This is a genomic window from Sneathiella litorea (genome assembly GCF_009882915.1).
Taxonomy (GTDB): domain Bacteria; phylum Pseudomonadota; class Alphaproteobacteria; order Sneathiellales; family Sneathiellaceae; genus Sneathiella; species Sneathiella litorea.
On record NZ_WTUW01000002.1, the window covers coordinates 323084 to 339565 of the forward strand.

Here is a 16482-nt window from a genome sequence, read left to right on the forward strand (position 1 = left end):
GCGATACTGCCAGCGCCGGTCAAGAGAACTTTAGCCTCTTTTCCCAAAAAAATCCTGCAATTTTTCAATTGCCGCATCAAGCACTTCGTCCCGTTTGGAAAAGCAGAAGCGTGCGAAATTCGTGCGGGCGCCCTCGGATTGATAAAAGGCGCTGCACGGAACGGCGGCAACCCCGGCCTCGGTCGTGATCAGGCGGCAGAACTCCTCATCCGTGCCGTCAAAACCAATCGAGCTGATATCCGCATTGATAAAATAAGTGCCATCGCAATCCGCCGTCGTAAAGCCAATGCGCTGCAGGCCATTGCGGAACCGGTCGCGCTTGGCCTCCATGGAACTTTTCAGGTCATTATAAAAAGCGTCATCCTTGGCGAGACCATAAGCCACCGCCCTTTGCAAATTCGGCGCCGTCGTGAAGGTCAGGAACTGATGTGCCTTCGCGATGCGCGCGGTCAGGTCCGCCGCCGCGGTGAGATAGCCGACTTTCCAACCGGTGAGAGAAAACGTCTTGCCCGCCGAAGCGATACGCGCCGTGCGCTCCCGCATGCCGGGCAGGGTCATGAGCGAGAGATGCTCTTTTTGCCCGAAGACAATATGCTCATACACTTCGTCACAAATGGCATAGGTATCATGCTTGATGGAAAGCTCCGCGATGAGTTCCAACTCCTCTCGCGTGAAAACCTTTCCTGTCGGGTTCATTGGGCTGTTCATCAGGATCAGCTTGGTCTTGTCACTAAATGCCGCGCGGAGTTTTTCTTCATCAATCTCCCAGTTGGGCGGATCAAGACGGACAAATTTCGGGATGCCACCGGCCAGCTTGATCATTGGAAGGTAGCAATCATAAAGCGGTTCGAACAGGACCACCTCATCTCCCGGATTGATCAGGCCAAGCATGCAGGCCGCCAGGGATTCCGTTGCGCCGGAGGTCACAAGGACATCCGTCTGCCAGTCAACATTTAGGCCGTAAAAGCGGCGGTCATGGTCGGCAACAGCCTGGCGCAGTTCCGGCACACCCATCATGGGCGGATACTGGTTCGGCCCCTCCTCCACTGACTTTGCGGCGAGATGACGGATATCCGCTGGACCGTCCTCATCCGGGAAGCCCTGCCCGAGGTTAATCGCTTGATGCTCGATCGCGAGCTTCGACATGACTTCAAAAATGGTTGTGCCGAAGCCGGCTAATACATCACTGGTATTTTTCACTCGCGATCCCTGTCAATAAATAAATGCGCGCACAAACTACGCCCGGACTGGCGCCAATATCAAGCGAAACCAGTTCCGGGCGCATGAATTACGGAATCTTTTCTTGCCCCTACCCAGAAAGCGCGGCATATCTGAGGGCAAAACCAGAAGAACCAAAGGGAAGCCAATGGGTATTTCAGCAAAAATGTCGCGCCTTGGAACAGAAACCGCCTTCGATGTGCTGGCACGGGCCAATGCACTGGCCGCGGACGGCATGGATATCATCAATCTCGGTATCGGGCAGCCGGACTTTCCGACGCCGGACAACATTGTCGAGGCGGCCGTCCAGGCCCTTCGGGACGGTCAGCATGGCTATACGGCGGCAAACGGCATTCCTGAACTGCGTGAGGCCGTCGCGGAAGACATCGCTAAATACCGGAATGTTACGGTCAATCCCGATCATATTATTGTGGTCCCGGGGGGCAAGGTGACCATGGCCTTTGCGATCGAAATGTTCGGGGAGGATGGCACCGAGATCATGTATCCCAATCCCGGCTTCCCGATATATGAAAGCATGATCCGCTATACCGGCGCGACGCCCGTTCCGATTCCGCTGATCGAGGAGAATGGCTTTTCTTTTGAGGCGGAAACGGTGCTCTCAAAAATAACGGACAAGACAAAACTGATTATCCTCAACACGCCCGCCAACCCAACCGGCGGCGTGGTCCCTTCGGCGGAGCTTGAAAAGCTCGCGAAAGGACTCAGGAACTTCCCCGATGTCTACGTTTTATCTGATGAAATATACAGCCGGATGACATACGATGGCGAAGGGCATTTCAGCATGCTGAACTTCCCCGAGTTACGGGAGCGGCTGATCATTCTCGATGGTTGGTCAAAAACCTATGCGATGACCGGTTGGCGGATGGGCTGGGGCCTCTGGCCAGAGGAGCTCGTTCCCCATGCGCAACGACTCTGCGTCAATTTTCATTCCTGCGTGAATGCTGCAGCACAGTTTGCGGGGATTGAAGCCCTGAAAGGCGATCAAGGGCCCGTTGATATGATGATGGAGGCGTTCGACGCACGCCGCAAGCTCATCCACGAACGCCTGAATACCGCACCGGGAGTGAGTTGCGTAATGCCGAAAGGTGCCTTTTATGCCTTCCCCAATATCTCGGGCACAGGCCTTACCGCGAAGGAAATGCAGGACAGGCTTCTCTCCGAAAAGGGCGTTGCAGTTATTGCGGGCACCAGTTTCGGGGCGCATGGCGAAGGCTATGTGCGTTTTTCATATGCCAATTCAATCGAAAATATTGAGCGTGCAATGGACCGCTTTGATGAATTTCTGAAAGGGCTTTGATTTTAACATGGATGACAAACGCCTTACCGATTTGGAACTTAGATTTATGGAACAAGAGCAGGCGATTAGCGAATTAAGTGATATCGTCAATCGGCAATGGCAGGAAATCGAGCAACTCAAACGTAAACTCTCCCATACTCATGAGCGGATCGTCACGTTGGAGGACACCCTCCCCGCGTCGCCAGGAAACGAAAAACCACCGCACTATTAAGCTGCCTGTACAGGAATAAACCGCCCCTTGCAATTTCGCCCTATCGCCTATAGAACCGCGTTTTATCTATACTCAGGTGACAAAATGACCGACGATACGAATAACGGCGAAAATACGAAGGCTGAGGACGACCCGGTGGTTGACTATATTCTTCGCGCTGTGGCTTCCGGTCGGGATGTTGCCCCCCAGGAGATTGCACAGGCCATCGCCAATGATCGCGCAAAACCTTCCGCACCTAAGGATGTCTGGCGAAAGTATATGACTGTCGTACGACAGCAGGCCATCCACCTCGCGCGCGAAGGTCGCCTGTTGATCATCCGAAAAGGGGAAATTGCCGACCCGAACGACTTCAAGGGGCTCTATAAATTGCGCAAAGCTGCCTCTGACCAATAATTAATCGTTTGCATATTTTTTAATCGCCTATTTTTTGATCATTCTTTATGCCAGCGACTCCCTGCCACAGAAAATCGCAGTTTTCAGGGAGTCTTCAGTGCGTCAATTTAACCGCACAAAACTGGCACGCCTCATGCTATACATGGGGAAGAAATAAACCTTGGTCGAAGTGACATGAAAAGTATGAGATCAGACTTATGAAAAAAATCGAAGCGATTATCAAGCCGTTCAAGCTGGATGAAGTGAAAGAAGCCCTTCACGAAGTCGGGCTTCAGGGAATTACCGTTACGGAAGCCAAAGGCTTTGGCCGACAAAAAGGCCATACAGAACTCTATCGCGGGGCAGAGTATGTAGTAGACTTTCTGCCCAAGGTAAAAATTGAGATTGTTCTGGAAGATTCCCTGGTTGAACGAGCACTGGAAGCCATTCAACAGGCGGCCAGAACCGGACGGATTGGAGATGGAAAGATCTTTGTTTCCACCGTTGAAGAAGTAATTCGTATCCGGACGGGCGAAAAAGGCTCCGAAGCGATCTGAATATTGCGCTACCCAACGTGGGACGGCGCCTGAAATTGACACCTGAATAGTTATACAGAGAGACGTAAAAATGGCCGAAGATGTTCTTAAAATGATCAAGGAAAATGAAGTCGAATATGTAGATCTTCGATTTACCGACCCGAAAGGTAAATGGCAGCATCTTGCCATGCATGTAGATGTAGTCGATGAAGATATGTTCGAAGATGGCGTAATGTTCGATGGGTCGTCTATCACAGGGTGGAAAGCCATCAATGAATCAGATATGACTCTGATGCCCGATGCTACCTCTGCTGTTATGGATCCCTTTGCGGCGCGACCTACACTGATTGTCTTCTGCGATATTCTCGATCCGCTTTCAGGCGAAAGCTATGAGCGCGATCCACGATCCGTTGCCAAGAAGGCAGAAGCCTATCTCGCCAGCACGGGCATTGGCGATACCGCCTACTTCGGTCCGGAAGCTGAATTCTTCATGTTTGATAACGTAGAATTTGCGAACGACAGCCACCATACCTTCTACAAGCTTGGCGATGTGGAAGCACCGAATATGTCCGGCGCAGAAATTGAAGGCGGTAACTCCGGTCACCGTCCGCGCGTCAAGGGCGGTTATTTTCCTGTTCAGCCCATTGATAGCGGCGCAGACATCCGAAGCGAGATGGTCTCCGTTTGTAAGGAAATCGGCCTTTCAGTTGAAAAGCATCACCATGAAGTTGCCCCGAGCCAGCATGAACTTGGCATGAAGTTCACCACCATGGTTAAGGCGGCGGACGAAATGCAGAAACAGAAGTATGTTGTTCACAATATTGCCCATGCCTATGGCAAGACAGCGACCTTCATGCCGAAACCAGTCTCGGGTGACAACGGCTCTGGTATGCATACGCATATGTCCATTTGGAAAGCCGGAAAACCAGCATTTGCTGGTTCAAGCTACGCTGATCTTTCAGAAACGGCTCTCTATTATATTGGCGGCATCATTAAACACGCGAAGGCCATCAATGCTTTCACGAATGCAAGCACAAACTCCTACAAGCGCTTGATCCCCGGATTTGAAGCCCCGGTCCTGCTCGCCTACTCTGCGCGCAACCGCTCAGCTTCCTGCCGCATCCCTTACTCCCCAAGCCCGAACGGCAAGCGCGTCGAAGTCCGCTTCCCGGACTGCACGGCCAACCCATACCTCGCCTTCGCCGCGATGATGATGGCGGGACTTGACGGCATCCAGAACAAGATCCACCCAGGCGATGCCATGGACAAGGACCTTTACGATCTTCCGCCGGAAGAGCTTAAAGACATCCCCACAGTCTGCGGTTCCCTCCGTGAAGCGCTTGAAGCACTTGATGCAGATCGTGAATTCCTGAAAAAAGGCGGCGTCTTTACTGACGATATGCTTGACGGATATATCGCGATGAAATGGGAAGACGTCTTCAAATTCGAACATGCACCGCATCCGGTCGAATTCGATATGTACTACAGCGTCTAAGCGTGACACCTACTTAAGAAAAAGGCTGCCGGTAAATCGGCAGCCTTTTTTTATTCCGTTATTATTGAAGTTTTGAAATAGCGCCTACTTCAGAGTTACGCGTCAACCGGTCGCGGTTTTCCATTGTCATCAATGGCAACAAAGACATAAATGCCTTCCGTGACTTTTATCTCCTCAGGGTCCAGCTTACGCGTGACAATAGTCGTTAACTTCACCGCAACAGACGTTCGCCCTACCCGCTCGATCTCACCATAAATACTGACAACATCGCCGACCTTGATGGGCTGATGGAAGGTCATCGCCTCAACAGCAACGGTTACGGTGCGCCCGTTTGCCCGCCGCGCCGCAAGAATGCCGCCTGCCATGTCCATTTGGGACAATACCCAGCCGCCAAAAATGTCGCCATTGTTGTTACAATCACTGGGCATAGGCGCGGTGCGGATTACGGGATCACGGAATTCGCTGGTCATTATCTTTAGTCTTCCTTATCACTATGAATTAAGAGTATAACTTATACAGTTTCAGCCCGTTGGGCGAACATATTTTACCAAACATAATGATACAAAATCAGTCAGTGAATTGCCTAAATGTCCGATCTTTTTCAGCAACCCAAATCCGATAGCACAGATTATTCCGCCAAAGATATTGAAGTCCTTGAAGGGCTGGAGCCCGTTCGGCTGCGGCCGGGCATGTACATTGGCGGCACGGATGAGAGGGCTCGACACCATCTTGCCGCTGAGGTCCTGGACAATTCAATGGATGAGGCCGTGGCGGGTCACGCATCCCGCATTGAAGTCGAGCTATTCGCCGATGGCTCGCTTGCCATTCGCGATAATGGGCGCGGCATTCCAATCGACCGTCATCCCAAGTTCAAGGACAAGTCAGCGCTAGAGGTTATCCTGACAACGCTCCATTCGGGCGGCAAGTTTTCTAACAAGGTCTATCACACAGCGGGTGGTTTGCACGGCGTCGGCATTTCTGTTGTGAACGCCTTGTCTGACCGTATGATAGTGGAAGTTGCCCGTGACAAGGAACTCTGGCGGCAGGAATTCTCGAAAGGCTTTCCACAGACTGCTCTTGAAAAGGTGGGAGCGGCGCCGAATCGACGCGGCACCTCGGTTCAGTTTCACCCTGATCCAGAAATATTCGAGACCGGCACTGCTCTTCGTCCCGCGAAGCTCTATAAAATGGTCCGATCGAAGGCTTATCTTTTTCGCGGGGTGGAAATCCGCTGGAAATGCGCAGAGGAGCTGATCAAGGATGAGACCCCCATAGAAGCAACGCTGCATTTCCCGGGAGGATTACGCGATTTTCTGAATGCCTCCCTCGACGGTATCAAGTCCGTAACGCAGGAACCTTTTGCGGGACGCGTAGAGATGGACAATGATCGGGGTCGAGTTGAATGGGCGATAGCGTGGCCGCTGACGAATATGACCTTCCTCAACTCTTATTGTAATACCGTTCCAACGCCGGAAGGCGGCACCCATGAACTCGGTTTTCGCGGGGCACTTCTGCGTGGCCTCAAGGCCTATGGGGAGTTGATCAATAACAAGAAGGCCGCGCAGATTACGGCGGAGGATATCCTCTCCGGTGCGACGGCTGTCCTCTCCGTTTTTATCCCAGACCCGCAGTTTCAGGGACAGACAAAGGAAAAGCTGACCACCACAGAGGCAAGCCGCCTCGTTGACCTCGCCATCAAGGATCACTTTGATAACTGGCTTGCAGCCGCGCCGGATCAGGCGAACAACCTTCTCGCCTGGATCGTGGAAAAATCCGAGGAACGGCTACGTCGCCGACAGGAAAAGGAAACCAGCCGAAAAACGGCGACCAGCCGTCTCCGCCTGCCCGGCAAGCTTGCCGACTGCAGCAAGAGCGGGCGCGACGGCACAGAAATCTTTATCGTTGAGGGTGATAGCGCCGGTGGTTCTGCTAAACAGGGGCGCGACCGAAAGACGCAAGCAATCCTGCCACTTCGCGGCAAAATCCTTAATGTCGCCTCTGCAACCAATGACAAGATTAAGGCCAACCTGGAATTACGGGATCTGGTTCAGGCTCTTGGTTGTGGCCTGCGTGAGAAATATCGGAGCGAGGATCTGCGTTACGACAAAGTCATCATCATGACCGATGCGGATGTTGACGGGGCCCATATCGCCTCCCTGCTCATGACGTTCTTCTATCGTGAGATGCGCCAGCTCATTACTGAGGGCCATTTATATTTGGCGCAACCACCGCTCTATCGTCTCACGCAAGGCGGGAAAACCTTCTATGCCATGGATGACACCCATAAGGACAAGCTTATGGAATCCGAATTCAGTGGTCGCGGCAAAGTTGATATTAGCCGCTTTAAGGGCCTCGGCGAAATGCCGCCGGCACAGCTGAAGGACACAACGATGAACCCCGCAAAAAGGGTCCTTCTTAAAGTCGATGTCCCGATGGAGGAATTTGGCGAAACCGCGGATCGGGTCGAAAGCCTGATGGGTAAACGCCCGGAACTACGCTTTTCCTTCATCCAGGAAAACGCCCGCTATGTCGAGGATCTGGACGTCTAGTCTCTAATTTAACTCCGTGCAAGCCAGTGGCGCATATACTTGCTGGTGAGTTCTGGCTCTTCCATCGTTGGTAGATGGCCGCAATTGGGGATTTCCACATATTGCGCAGTCGGAATTTCGATCGCCATGTCCCGTTGAATCTTCGGCGGGATCAATTTGTCATCCGCTCCAGCAAGAACCAGCGTCGGACAGGAAATCGTTCTCAGCATGCCGGTTAGGACCGGACGATCAAGCAATGCCCTCTCCTGACGGAGAAAAGCCTCCTTGCCGATATCTTCCGCCATCTTGAAGATACGGCTGACAAGGTCCTCATCATTCAGACGCGATTTATGAATTAGTGTCGGCAAAAGGCTCCGGGTCACGCCCTTGAAAGCCGATCCCTGTTCCACCAGCTTGATAAAATCAAGGCGCCTCTGATAATCTTCCGGCGTATCGGCAACTGCGCGCGAATCCATGATGGCAAGATGGGTAATCCGTTCTGGTGCCTGGCGCATCATTTCGAGGACGATGTAACCGCCCATTGATAGGCCCGCGAGGGCAAACCGCTCCGGTGCATTTGCCAGTATCCGTTCAGCAATAGCCGACATATTATCATCCTGCGTATGATCCCCAACGATAATATTCGCGATGTCTGAAAGTGCTGTAATCTGGTCTCGCCATAAATCTGACGTACATAGCAGGCCGGGAACAAGAACAAGTGAATGTTTTTCTGTCATTTTTAGGCAATTTGGTGTAATTTGAGGGACGTTATCGCTTTTCGGCTCTAACTTTCTTTTACAGTTAAGGAATCGGCTTGAGAACCGTTAACTTTAAAATACAGCAAATTTAGTGTAAAACTCATGTCGTAGCCCGGTTTTACTGGGCAAATCGCAGGAAACATTTGACAGAATGTGCTAATTCACTAGATTGCGCACAGTTTTAAGATGATTTTATTTTTTTACGAACGGTAGTTCTCTTTATATGAAATTTGCAGATCTCGGCCTTAGCCCCGAAGTGTTAAAAGCGGTTGAGGAAACCGGTTACGAAAGCCCAACACCTATCCAGGAAAAAGCCATTCCCTACGTATTGATGGGGCGTGATGTTCTGGGCACCGCGCAAACGGGCACCGGCAAGACAGCGAGTTTCACCCTGCCGATGATTGATATTCTCGCTTCGGGACAGGCGAAGGCAAGAATGCCCCGCTCCCTGATTCTGGAGCCTACGCGGGAACTAGCCGCCCAGGTTGCCGATAACTTTGAAAATTACGGCAAATACAGCAAGCTTTCCATGGCGCTCCTGATTGGCGGCATGTCCTTTTCGGATCAAGATGCGAAGCTGGATAAAGGCGTTGATGTACTCATCGCAACACCCGGTCGTCTGCTTGATCATGTGGAACGCGGCAAGGTCCTGTTGAATGGGGTAAAGACCTTGGTGATCGACGAAGCCGATCGAATGATGGACATGGGTTTCATCCCGGATGTCGAGCGAATTGTCTCTCTGTTGCCCCCACTCCGCCAGACACTCTTTTTCTCGGCCACTATGTCCAAGGAAATGCGGAAACTGGCGGATATGTTCCTGCTCAACCCCAAAGAAGTTGCAGTTTCCCTGCCAACCTCAACGGCCGCAACCGTTACGCAAGGCCTGCTAATGGTGCAAAAATCGGAAAAGCGGCCCGCCTTGCGCAAGCTCCTTCAACAGGAAAAAGTGAAAAACGCCTTCATTTTCTGCAACCGCAAAAAAGATGTCGATATTCTTCTGGGTTCCCTGACAAAGCATGGCTTTAACGCCGGCGGGCTTCATGGTGATATGAGCCAGAGCCATCGCATGGAAACCCTCGATAAGTTCAAAAGCGGCGAGATTAAATTGCTCGTTTGCTCTGATGTTGCTGCCCGCGGAATTGATGTCAGTTCCGTCAGCCATGTGTTCAACTTTGACGTTCCAACCCATTCTGAAGATTATATTCATCGCATCGGGAGAACGGGGCGCGCTGGTCAGGAAGGCCACGCCTACACAATCGTCACGAAAAGCGAAACAAAATATCTGGATGGCATCCAGAAACTCGTTGGCAGAGAACTTCCGATAATCACCCTTGAGGGGATGGAGGAAGTTGTCAAGGAAGGCGCCGCGATATCTGAACGCGAGAAAAAGCCCGGCCGCGGTCCAAGGAGAGGACAGCGGCGGAGTGATGAAGGCGCATCATCTGCCAAATCCGCACAAAAGGAAACGGCACCGGATGAAAAGAAACAATCCAGCAGGCCGTCCAAGAAATACGAAAAGAACGCGGAAAAAGGCAATAACGACAGATCTTCCCGTTCGCATCACGCAAATGATGAACCGGATACACCCGTCATTGGCCTTGGTGAAAATATTCCTGCTTTCTTCAAAATTCCGCTTCGAAAGTCAGCAGGAAAATAATACAGACTTCAGATTGGGCTTCTTTTTTAGAAGCCTTTTTTGTTTCCTTAAGCCCGCGGTATTAGTAGTATTTAACGAAGCTGAGATACCCAGATTTGAGCAGTGAGTACGCGAGAAAGGTGGTTTCTTTTGAAAACAATTTTTATCATGGTCAAATGCGAACTCGGCAAGGCATATGATGTTGCCGCGGAAGCTGTTGAAAATGTTGAGCAGGTATCGGAGGTCTACTCCATTTCCGGGAAGTACGACCTGATGATGAAATGCTATCTTGATGACGATCAGGATATCGGCCATTTCGTCAATGAACATATCCAGACCCTGCCTGGCATAAAAGACACCTTCACCATGATCACCTTTAAGGCCTTTAACTAGCCTTTTCACCGATGCTAAGACGAGGCAATTAAAAAAACTTCCTTTGCGTGCGCCTTAAAATTCCTTAATCTAGAAGCCGCTTTAGGGAGCAGAGCGGGACACCCGTTTTAGAGACAGCACAGGGAGACTTCATTGTGAACAAGAAAATAATCAGCCTGATTTCCGCAGCCGCCTTAATGGCTGCGCCTACTTGGGCAAGCGCCGCAGATGCCGTCAAAATCGGATTTGTGACCACCTTGACCACCGGTGCCGGCGCTATCGGCAAAGATATGCGCGAAGCAGTCGACCTCGCGGTTATCCATCTTGGCGGCAAGATGGGAGAACGCGATATCGAGATCATTTATGAAGATGATGGCTTCAAGCCTGAAATTGGCAAACAAAAAACCGACAAGCTCATCAAGAAAGATAAGGTCGATTTTATTGCAGGCTATATCTGGAGCCATGTTCTTATGGCCTCTTACAAGAGCGCTGTGAATAGCGGGACATTCCTTATTAGCTCCAACGCCGGACCGAGCGCACTCGCCGGCAAGCTATGCCATGAGGATGTATTTTCTACTTCCTGGCAGAATGATCAGACTCCGATGGCAATGGGTGAAGTCCTGAATCAACGCGGGATCAAGAAACTCTATATCATGGCTCCCAACTATGCAGCGGGCAAGAACATGGTGACGGGCGTCGAGAGAACCTTCCAGGGTGAGATTGTCGGCAAGGACATGACAAAATTCCCGGCCCAGCTTGATTTCTCGGCTGAATTAGCCAAGGTTCGTGCCGCCAAGCCGGACGCTCTTTTTGTCTTTTATCCAGGCAAACATGGTGCGCAGTTCATGGCGCAGTATGCTCAGGCCGATCTGGCCACTTCGGTCCCGCTCTACACAACATTCACAATCGACTCTATCAGCCTGCCACGCGTAGGCGAGCAGGCGGAAGGCAGCCTGATGACCATGTTCTGGTCACCTGATCTCGACACCCCCGCGAACAAAAGATTTGTAGGTGATTTCAAAGCAAAATATGGCCATTATCCAAGCCATTATGCAGCCCAGTCCTATGACTCCATTATGCTAATCAATAGTGCCGTCGAAAAGGTTAAGGGCGATCTCAGCGATCGGGACGCAGTTCGCGCTGCACTGAAGGCCGCAGAGTTTGAAAGTGTCCGCGGGAAGCTGAAGTTCGGGAATAACAATATCCCCATCCAGAATTTTTACCTGCGTCAGGTCGTCAAGGATGATGAGGGACAATATACGACAAAAATTGTTTCTACAGTCTATGAGGATCATCAGGATACATATGCCAAAGAATGCAAGATGGAATAAATATTTTGCTACTTACCGGGTTGAAAAAAGAGTGCAGCTCAGACATGATTGCGCTCTTTTTTTGATTAAAAACAATACGTTAGAAAAAAGGCATATTGATGAACTGGTTACTTCTGCTGGAACAGATACTAAACGGCTTCCAGCTGGGCCTGTTGTTGTTTTTATTGGCAGCGGGCCTCACACTCGTCTTCGGTATCATGGATATGGTCAATCTCGCGCATGGCTCCCTCTATATGATGGGGGCCTATTTCTGCGCCACTTTTACAGGCTGGACCGGGTCCTTTCTGATCGGTGCCCTTCTTACCCTGCCGGCTGTCTTTATTCTTGGCGTCGTCGTCGAGATTGTCGCGCTTCGAACACTCTATGCCCGCGACCATCTGGATCAAGTGATGGCAACCTTCGGCTTGATCCTGTTTTTCAATGAAGCAACGCGGCTAATTTGGGGCCCGATTGGACTGGCTATCCCGCTCCCTGATTTTCTTAACCAGACGGTGGAGATTATTCCCGGCGTTCCCTACCCTGCCTTTCGGCTGGCGATCATTATAACCGGGTTTCTCGTTGCCGGTCTTCTTTACTTCATTGTCTCCCGAACCAAGCTCGGCATGCTGATCCGCGCGGGCGCCAGTAACCGCGATATGATCGGGGCACTAGGCATAAATATCCGCCTTCTTTTCACACTTGTGTTCGGCCTTGGCGCCGCCCTTGCCGGCCTTGCGGGTCTCATGGCCGGCCCCATTCTGTCGGTAGAAATCGGAATGGGCGAAAGCATTTTGATCCTGACACTTGTTGTCATTGTGATTGGCGGGATTGGGTCTATCAAAGGTGCCTTTATCGCAGCTATCCTGATCGGATTGATTGATACCGTCGGCCGCTCCTTCCTGCCGGAGATACTTGATTTGATTTTACCCTCCCAAACCGCAGCAACGGCGGCTCCGGCCATATCCTCCATGATGATCTATCTTCTGATGGCCCTCGTCCTCGCAATCAAACCGCAGGGACTGTTTCCACCCAAGGGAGTTGGCCAATGACCCTTTCCTCCCGACAGTTAATAAACACCGCCCTTCTTGCCTTTCTGGCCCTCCTGCCCTTCTTCACCGACTGGGTGGGCGACAGTTTTTACACAGGACTGGTTGCCCGCATCCTTATTCTTGCCATTGCTGCCTTAAGCCTCAATCTGCTTATTGGTTATGGCGGCATGGTCAGTTTCGGACACGCGGCTTTTGTTGGCGTTGGTGCCTATGTGGTTGGCATTGGGACGTTTCATGCCTTTGAGGACGGCGTTGACTGGATGATGAACGGATATATACAGCTTGCTTTCGCACTGCTGGTATCAGCTGTAGTCGCGTTGACAATTGGCGCAATCAGTCTCCGCACACGGGGCGTCTATTTTATCATGATCACCATGGCATTCTCGCAGATGCTTTATTTCAGCGCGGTCGGCGTTGAAACCTATGGTGCAGATGACGGGCTCAGCATCTATTCACGGAGTGACATGCTGGGCCTGATCGATCTAAATGACGAGAAAAGCCTGTACTACCTGATTTTCGTCTCCCTGCTTTTGGTATTGTTTTTGATGCACCGGCTGATTGGTTCGGCCTTTGGTAATGTTATCCGCGGGTCTAAATCGAACGAGGCGCGCATGCGCGCAATTGGATTTTCTCCCTATAAATACCGCCTTACAGCCTTTGTGATTGCAGGAACAATTGCCGGATACGCTGGCTTTCTCATGGCCAACCTGAATGACTTTGTAAGTCCAGACATGATGCATTGGACACGTTCGGGTGACCTAATCATCATGATCCTGCTGGGTGGGATGGCAAGCCTGTTTGGCCCTCTCTATGGCGCGCTCGCTTTCTTGATGCTGGAAGAACTCCTCTCCTCTATCCCGCTGACCATTGGCGGTCTTCATGTCGGTGAATATTGGCAGCTGATTTTTGGTCCTCTCCTGATCCTGGTAGTGCTGTATGCGCGAAATGGCGTAGACAGCTTTCTTCCCGGAGCAAGGAAAGGATCATGACTGAACAAGACCTTCTCAGTGTTGAAAAACTTGTAAAGCGCTATGGCGGTCTTCTCGCAACCGACGACCTTTCTCTTTCGGTACGAGAGGGGGAACTCCACGCCATTATCGGCCCGAATGGTGCCGGCAAGACAACTTTGATCAAGCAGCTCACCGGTGAAATTCCATCCGACAGCGGTAAAATCACCTTCGCCGGTCAAAACCTGAAACGCCTTTCAGAACCGGGCCGCTCCCATATTGGACTTGCGCGTTCGTTTCAGATTACCTCCCTCTTTCAGGAATTTACGGTTCTTGAAAATGTGTGCCTCGCAGTTCAAGCCCATAATGGACATTCCTTTCGTTTTTGGAAAAAGGTCAATAAAGATAAGAATCTAACCGATCCTGCATTGGATATCCTACGGCGAATAGGGCTCGAGCAGCGCGCTGATACGGCGGCTGCCAATCTCAGCCACGGGGAACAGCGGCAGCTTGAAATTGCCGTTGCCCTCGCAACGAAGCCCAAGCTTCTGTTACTTGATGAACCAATGGCGGGCATGTCCAAAGAAGATAGCGAGCGTTTGGTTGAGCGCCTGATTGAGCTGAAATCCCGCCATACGATATTACTGGTTGAACATGATATGGATGCCGTATTCAGTCTGGCCGACCGGATTAGCGTGTTGGTCTATGGTCGGGCTATTGCGACAGGGACCCCGGACGAAATCCGCAATAACGATGACGTCCGGCAGGCCTATCTTGGTGAGGAAGCGTAATTATGTTGCAAGTAAACGCCATAGACAGCTTTTATGGCCAGAGTCAGGTGCTGTTCAACATGTCCCTGACCGTGAAAGAGGGTGAGGTTGTGACCCTGATGGGCCGAAATGGCATGGGCAAGACAACGACTATTCGCTCGATTATGGGCCTTGTGCCGGCCCGACAGGGTAGCATCCAGTTCAAGAGCAAGGATATCACCTCCCTGTCGCCTTATCGAATTGCGCGCCTGGGAATTGGCTTGGTGCCTGAAGGTCGCCTGATCTCCCCAAATTTGAGTGTTGAAGAAAATCTTGTAGCGACAGCCAACGCCGGTCCCAATGGCAATGAGCGTTGGAACCTTAAATCAATCTGGGAGCTGTTTCCCAAGCTCAGCGAACGAAAAAACAGCATGGGAAATAAAATTTCCGGCGGCGAACAGCAAATGCTTGCTATTGCCCGGGCCCTGATGACAAACCCGGATCTATTATTGCTCGATGAAGCGACGGAAGGGCTCGCCCCTCTTATACGCCAGGAAATATGGCGCTGTCTTCGAAATCTGAAAGAAGAAGGGCAATCAATTCTGGTGATAGACAAGAATATTCAGGCTCTCACTGATATTGCGGACCGACATTATATCATTGAAAAAGGGACAGTCGTCTGGGAGGGAACTTCCCGCAACTTGCTGGAAGACGATACAGCGAAACAACAGTATCTGGGCATATAGACGCAATTAATAATTGTATTTATAAATATTAAACGCACTTATTTAGAAAATTTTCACGCTTTCCATCTATTATATTTGCATTTCCGAATATTTTTTTTAATTATACATCGCCCATATTATTTTATACTGACAAATGACCATTCCTGAGAATACCCATAATTAAATATGGAGGCTAGATGCTTTGGCAGTGATTGAGAGTTATCGGAATGTACGTGTCATAGCCAAAAAGACATTGGCCTTGATCGAAGAACAGGGAATTCAACCGACGCCGCATAACTATGCTATTTGGTTTGAATATTTACAGGAAACTAATCCGGATCTAACTCGGGCGCTCAATCAACTTCTGGCAAAGAACGGCAAATATTCCGAAAACATGGGGGTTGAACTTTTCAAGCTGTTCTTTACCCGTGATAAAGAAGGACAGGTTGTCCAGGAAACTAATCATATGGTCCAGAAGTCAATGGACAATGTGATGGGCGATCTGAAAAGAACAACAGCGGATTTTTCTTCCTACGGTAAACAGCTAAATGATTTTGCGCTCAAAGCCGAAGGAATGAACGGGCAGGATCTGCAGGATATTATCAGTGAAATTGTCTCCCAGACGAATTCGATGTCGGATAACACCTCCTCCCTCCATAAAGGTCTTGATGGTGCATCGCGCGAAATAGCGGAACTAAAACGACGGCTCCAATATGTGCAAAGAGAAGCCTACACCGATGCCCTGACCGGCATTCCAAACCGGAAAAGTTTTGACGCAGTATTATCCAAAGAAATAGCGACTGCGCGTGAAAACCAATCGTCCCTGTGCCTTTTGATGGCAGATATCGATCATTTCAAACAATTCAACGACCTCCACGGTCATACATTTGGGGATCAGGTTATCAAGCTTGTTGCCTCTACTTTGGCAAAGGGCATTGAAAAGAATGCATTAGCCGCAAGATACGGTGGGGAGGAGTTTAGTGTTATCCTTCCCGCAACCGACCTTGCTGATGCTGTCAATCTCGCAAACGACCTGCGAATGGCCATAGCGGCAAAACGATTGATTCAAAGATCGACAAAAAAGGACGTCGGGAAAATCACCATGTCATTCGGTGTTACCGCGTATGCACTTTCGGAAGGTCCAACCGCCTTTATCAACCGCGCTGACCAAGCGCTCTATATTGCGAAAAATTCTGGACGAAACTGTGTAAAACATCTTCAATCCAGCATCAATTTATAATAAACAATCCTAAACCAA

Annotated in this window: 17 protein-coding genes; 14 read left to right on the forward strand and 3 right to left on the reverse strand. The window is 50.6% G+C overall.

From position 1 onward, the window contains the following. Positions 1–30: 30 nt before the first annotated feature. Complete coding sequence (locus GQE98_RS07770) at positions 31–1200, reverse strand: aminotransferase (protein ID WP_161315105.1); 1170 nt, start codon at positions 1198–1200, stop codon at positions 31–33. Positions 1201–1366: 166 nt separating this feature from the next. On the opposite strand from GQE98_RS07770, the gene GQE98_RS07775 reads away from it, so the two are divergent. The 5 genes from GQE98_RS07775 (at position 1367) to glnA (ending at position 5150) form a co-directional block, all read left to right on the forward strand. Further along, positions 1367–2536, forward strand: coding sequence for a pyridoxal phosphate-dependent aminotransferase (locus tag GQE98_RS07775; RefSeq protein WP_202526151.1), 1170 nt, complete (start codon positions 1367–1369; stop codon positions 2534–2536). A gap of 7 nt (positions 2537–2543) precedes the next feature. Next, positions 2544–2747, forward strand: a complete 204-nt coding sequence (locus GQE98_RS07780) for a SlyX family protein (RefSeq protein ID WP_161315106.1) — start codon at positions 2544–2546, stop codon at positions 2745–2747. An 84-nt stretch (positions 2748–2831) separates the two neighbouring features. After that, complete coding sequence (locus GQE98_RS07785; RefSeq protein WP_161315107.1) at positions 2832–3140, forward strand: DUF3253 domain-containing protein; 309 nt, start codon at positions 2832–2834, stop codon at positions 3138–3140. A gap of 197 nt (positions 3141–3337) precedes the next feature. Further along, a complete protein-coding gene (locus GQE98_RS07790; protein WP_161315108.1) occupies positions 3338–3676 on the forward strand; it encodes a P-II family nitrogen regulator in 339 nt (112 codons plus the stop codon). A 70-nt stretch (positions 3677–3746) separates the two neighbouring features. Next, positions 3747–5150, forward strand: coding sequence for a type I glutamate--ammonia ligase (gene glnA / locus GQE98_RS07795; RefSeq protein WP_161315109.1), 1404 nt, complete (start codon positions 3747–3749; stop codon positions 5148–5150). Between the two features lie 95 nt (positions 5151–5245). On the opposite strand, the gene GQE98_RS07800 is transcribed toward glnA, so the two are convergent. Further along, a complete protein-coding gene (locus GQE98_RS07800) occupies positions 5246–5620 on the reverse strand; it encodes an acyl-CoA thioesterase (protein ID WP_161315110.1) in 375 nt (124 codons plus the stop codon). A 117-nt stretch (positions 5621–5737) separates the two neighbouring features. Between GQE98_RS07800 and parE the strand changes: the two genes are divergently transcribed. Continuing rightward, positions 5738–7699: a DNA topoisomerase IV subunit B gene (parE, locus tag GQE98_RS07805; protein WP_161315111.1), complete on the forward strand. Its 1962-nt coding sequence runs from the start codon at positions 5738–5740 to the stop codon at positions 7697–7699. 8 nt (positions 7700–7707) lie between these two features. Here parE and GQE98_RS07810 read toward each other — a convergent pair whose 3' ends face one another. Next, on the reverse strand, positions 7708–8415 hold the full coding sequence (locus GQE98_RS07810; RefSeq protein WP_161315112.1) for an alpha/beta fold hydrolase: 708 nt from the start codon (positions 8413–8415) through the stop codon (positions 7708–7710). 244 nt (positions 8416–8659) lie between these two features. On the opposite strand from GQE98_RS07810, the gene GQE98_RS07815 reads away from it, so the two are divergent. The 8 genes from GQE98_RS07815 to GQE98_RS07850 all read left to right on the forward strand — a co-directional run bounded on the left by GQE98_RS07815 (position 8660) and on the right by GQE98_RS07850 (position 16464). Then, entirely contained in the window at positions 8660–10093 is a 1434-nt protein-coding gene (locus GQE98_RS07815; protein WP_161315113.1) for a DEAD/DEAH box helicase, read from the forward strand. 129 nt (positions 10094–10222) lie between these two features. Continuing rightward, positions 10223–10465 carry an Lrp/AsnC ligand binding domain-containing protein gene (locus GQE98_RS07820; RefSeq protein ID WP_161315114.1) on the forward strand — a complete coding sequence of 81 codons (243 nt, stop codon included), beginning with the start codon at positions 10223–10225 and terminating at the stop codon, positions 10463–10465. 176 nt (positions 10466–10641) lie between these two features. Beyond that, positions 10642–11775, forward strand: coding sequence for an ABC transporter substrate-binding protein (locus GQE98_RS07825; RefSeq protein WP_161316226.1), 1134 nt, complete (start codon positions 10642–10644; stop codon positions 11773–11775). A gap of 98 nt (positions 11776–11873) precedes the next feature. Beyond that, positions 11874–12803, forward strand: coding sequence for a branched-chain amino acid ABC transporter permease (locus GQE98_RS07830; protein ID WP_161315115.1), 930 nt, complete (start codon positions 11874–11876; stop codon positions 12801–12803). Continuing rightward, a complete protein-coding gene (locus tag GQE98_RS07835) occupies positions 12800–13792 on the forward strand; it encodes a branched-chain amino acid ABC transporter permease (RefSeq protein ID WP_161315116.1) in 993 nt (330 codons plus the stop codon). Before GQE98_RS07830 ends, GQE98_RS07835 begins: the two co-directional genes overlap by 4 nt. Then, complete coding sequence (locus tag GQE98_RS07840) at positions 13789–14541, forward strand: ABC transporter ATP-binding protein (protein ID WP_161315117.1); 753 nt, start codon at positions 13789–13791, stop codon at positions 14539–14541. Before GQE98_RS07835 ends, GQE98_RS07840 begins: the two co-directional genes overlap by 4 nt. A gap of 2 nt (positions 14542–14543) precedes the next feature. Continuing rightward, positions 14544–15245, forward strand: coding sequence for an ABC transporter ATP-binding protein (locus tag GQE98_RS07845; protein ID WP_161315118.1), 702 nt, complete (start codon positions 14544–14546; stop codon positions 15243–15245). A gap of 187 nt (positions 15246–15432) precedes the next feature. Then, the gene (locus GQE98_RS07850) at positions 15433–16464 is read left to right on the forward strand and encodes a GGDEF domain-containing protein (protein ID WP_343044209.1); all 1032 of its coding nucleotides are present in this window, start codon (positions 15433–15435) and stop codon (positions 16462–16464) included. Positions 16465–16482: the final 18 nt, after the last annotated feature.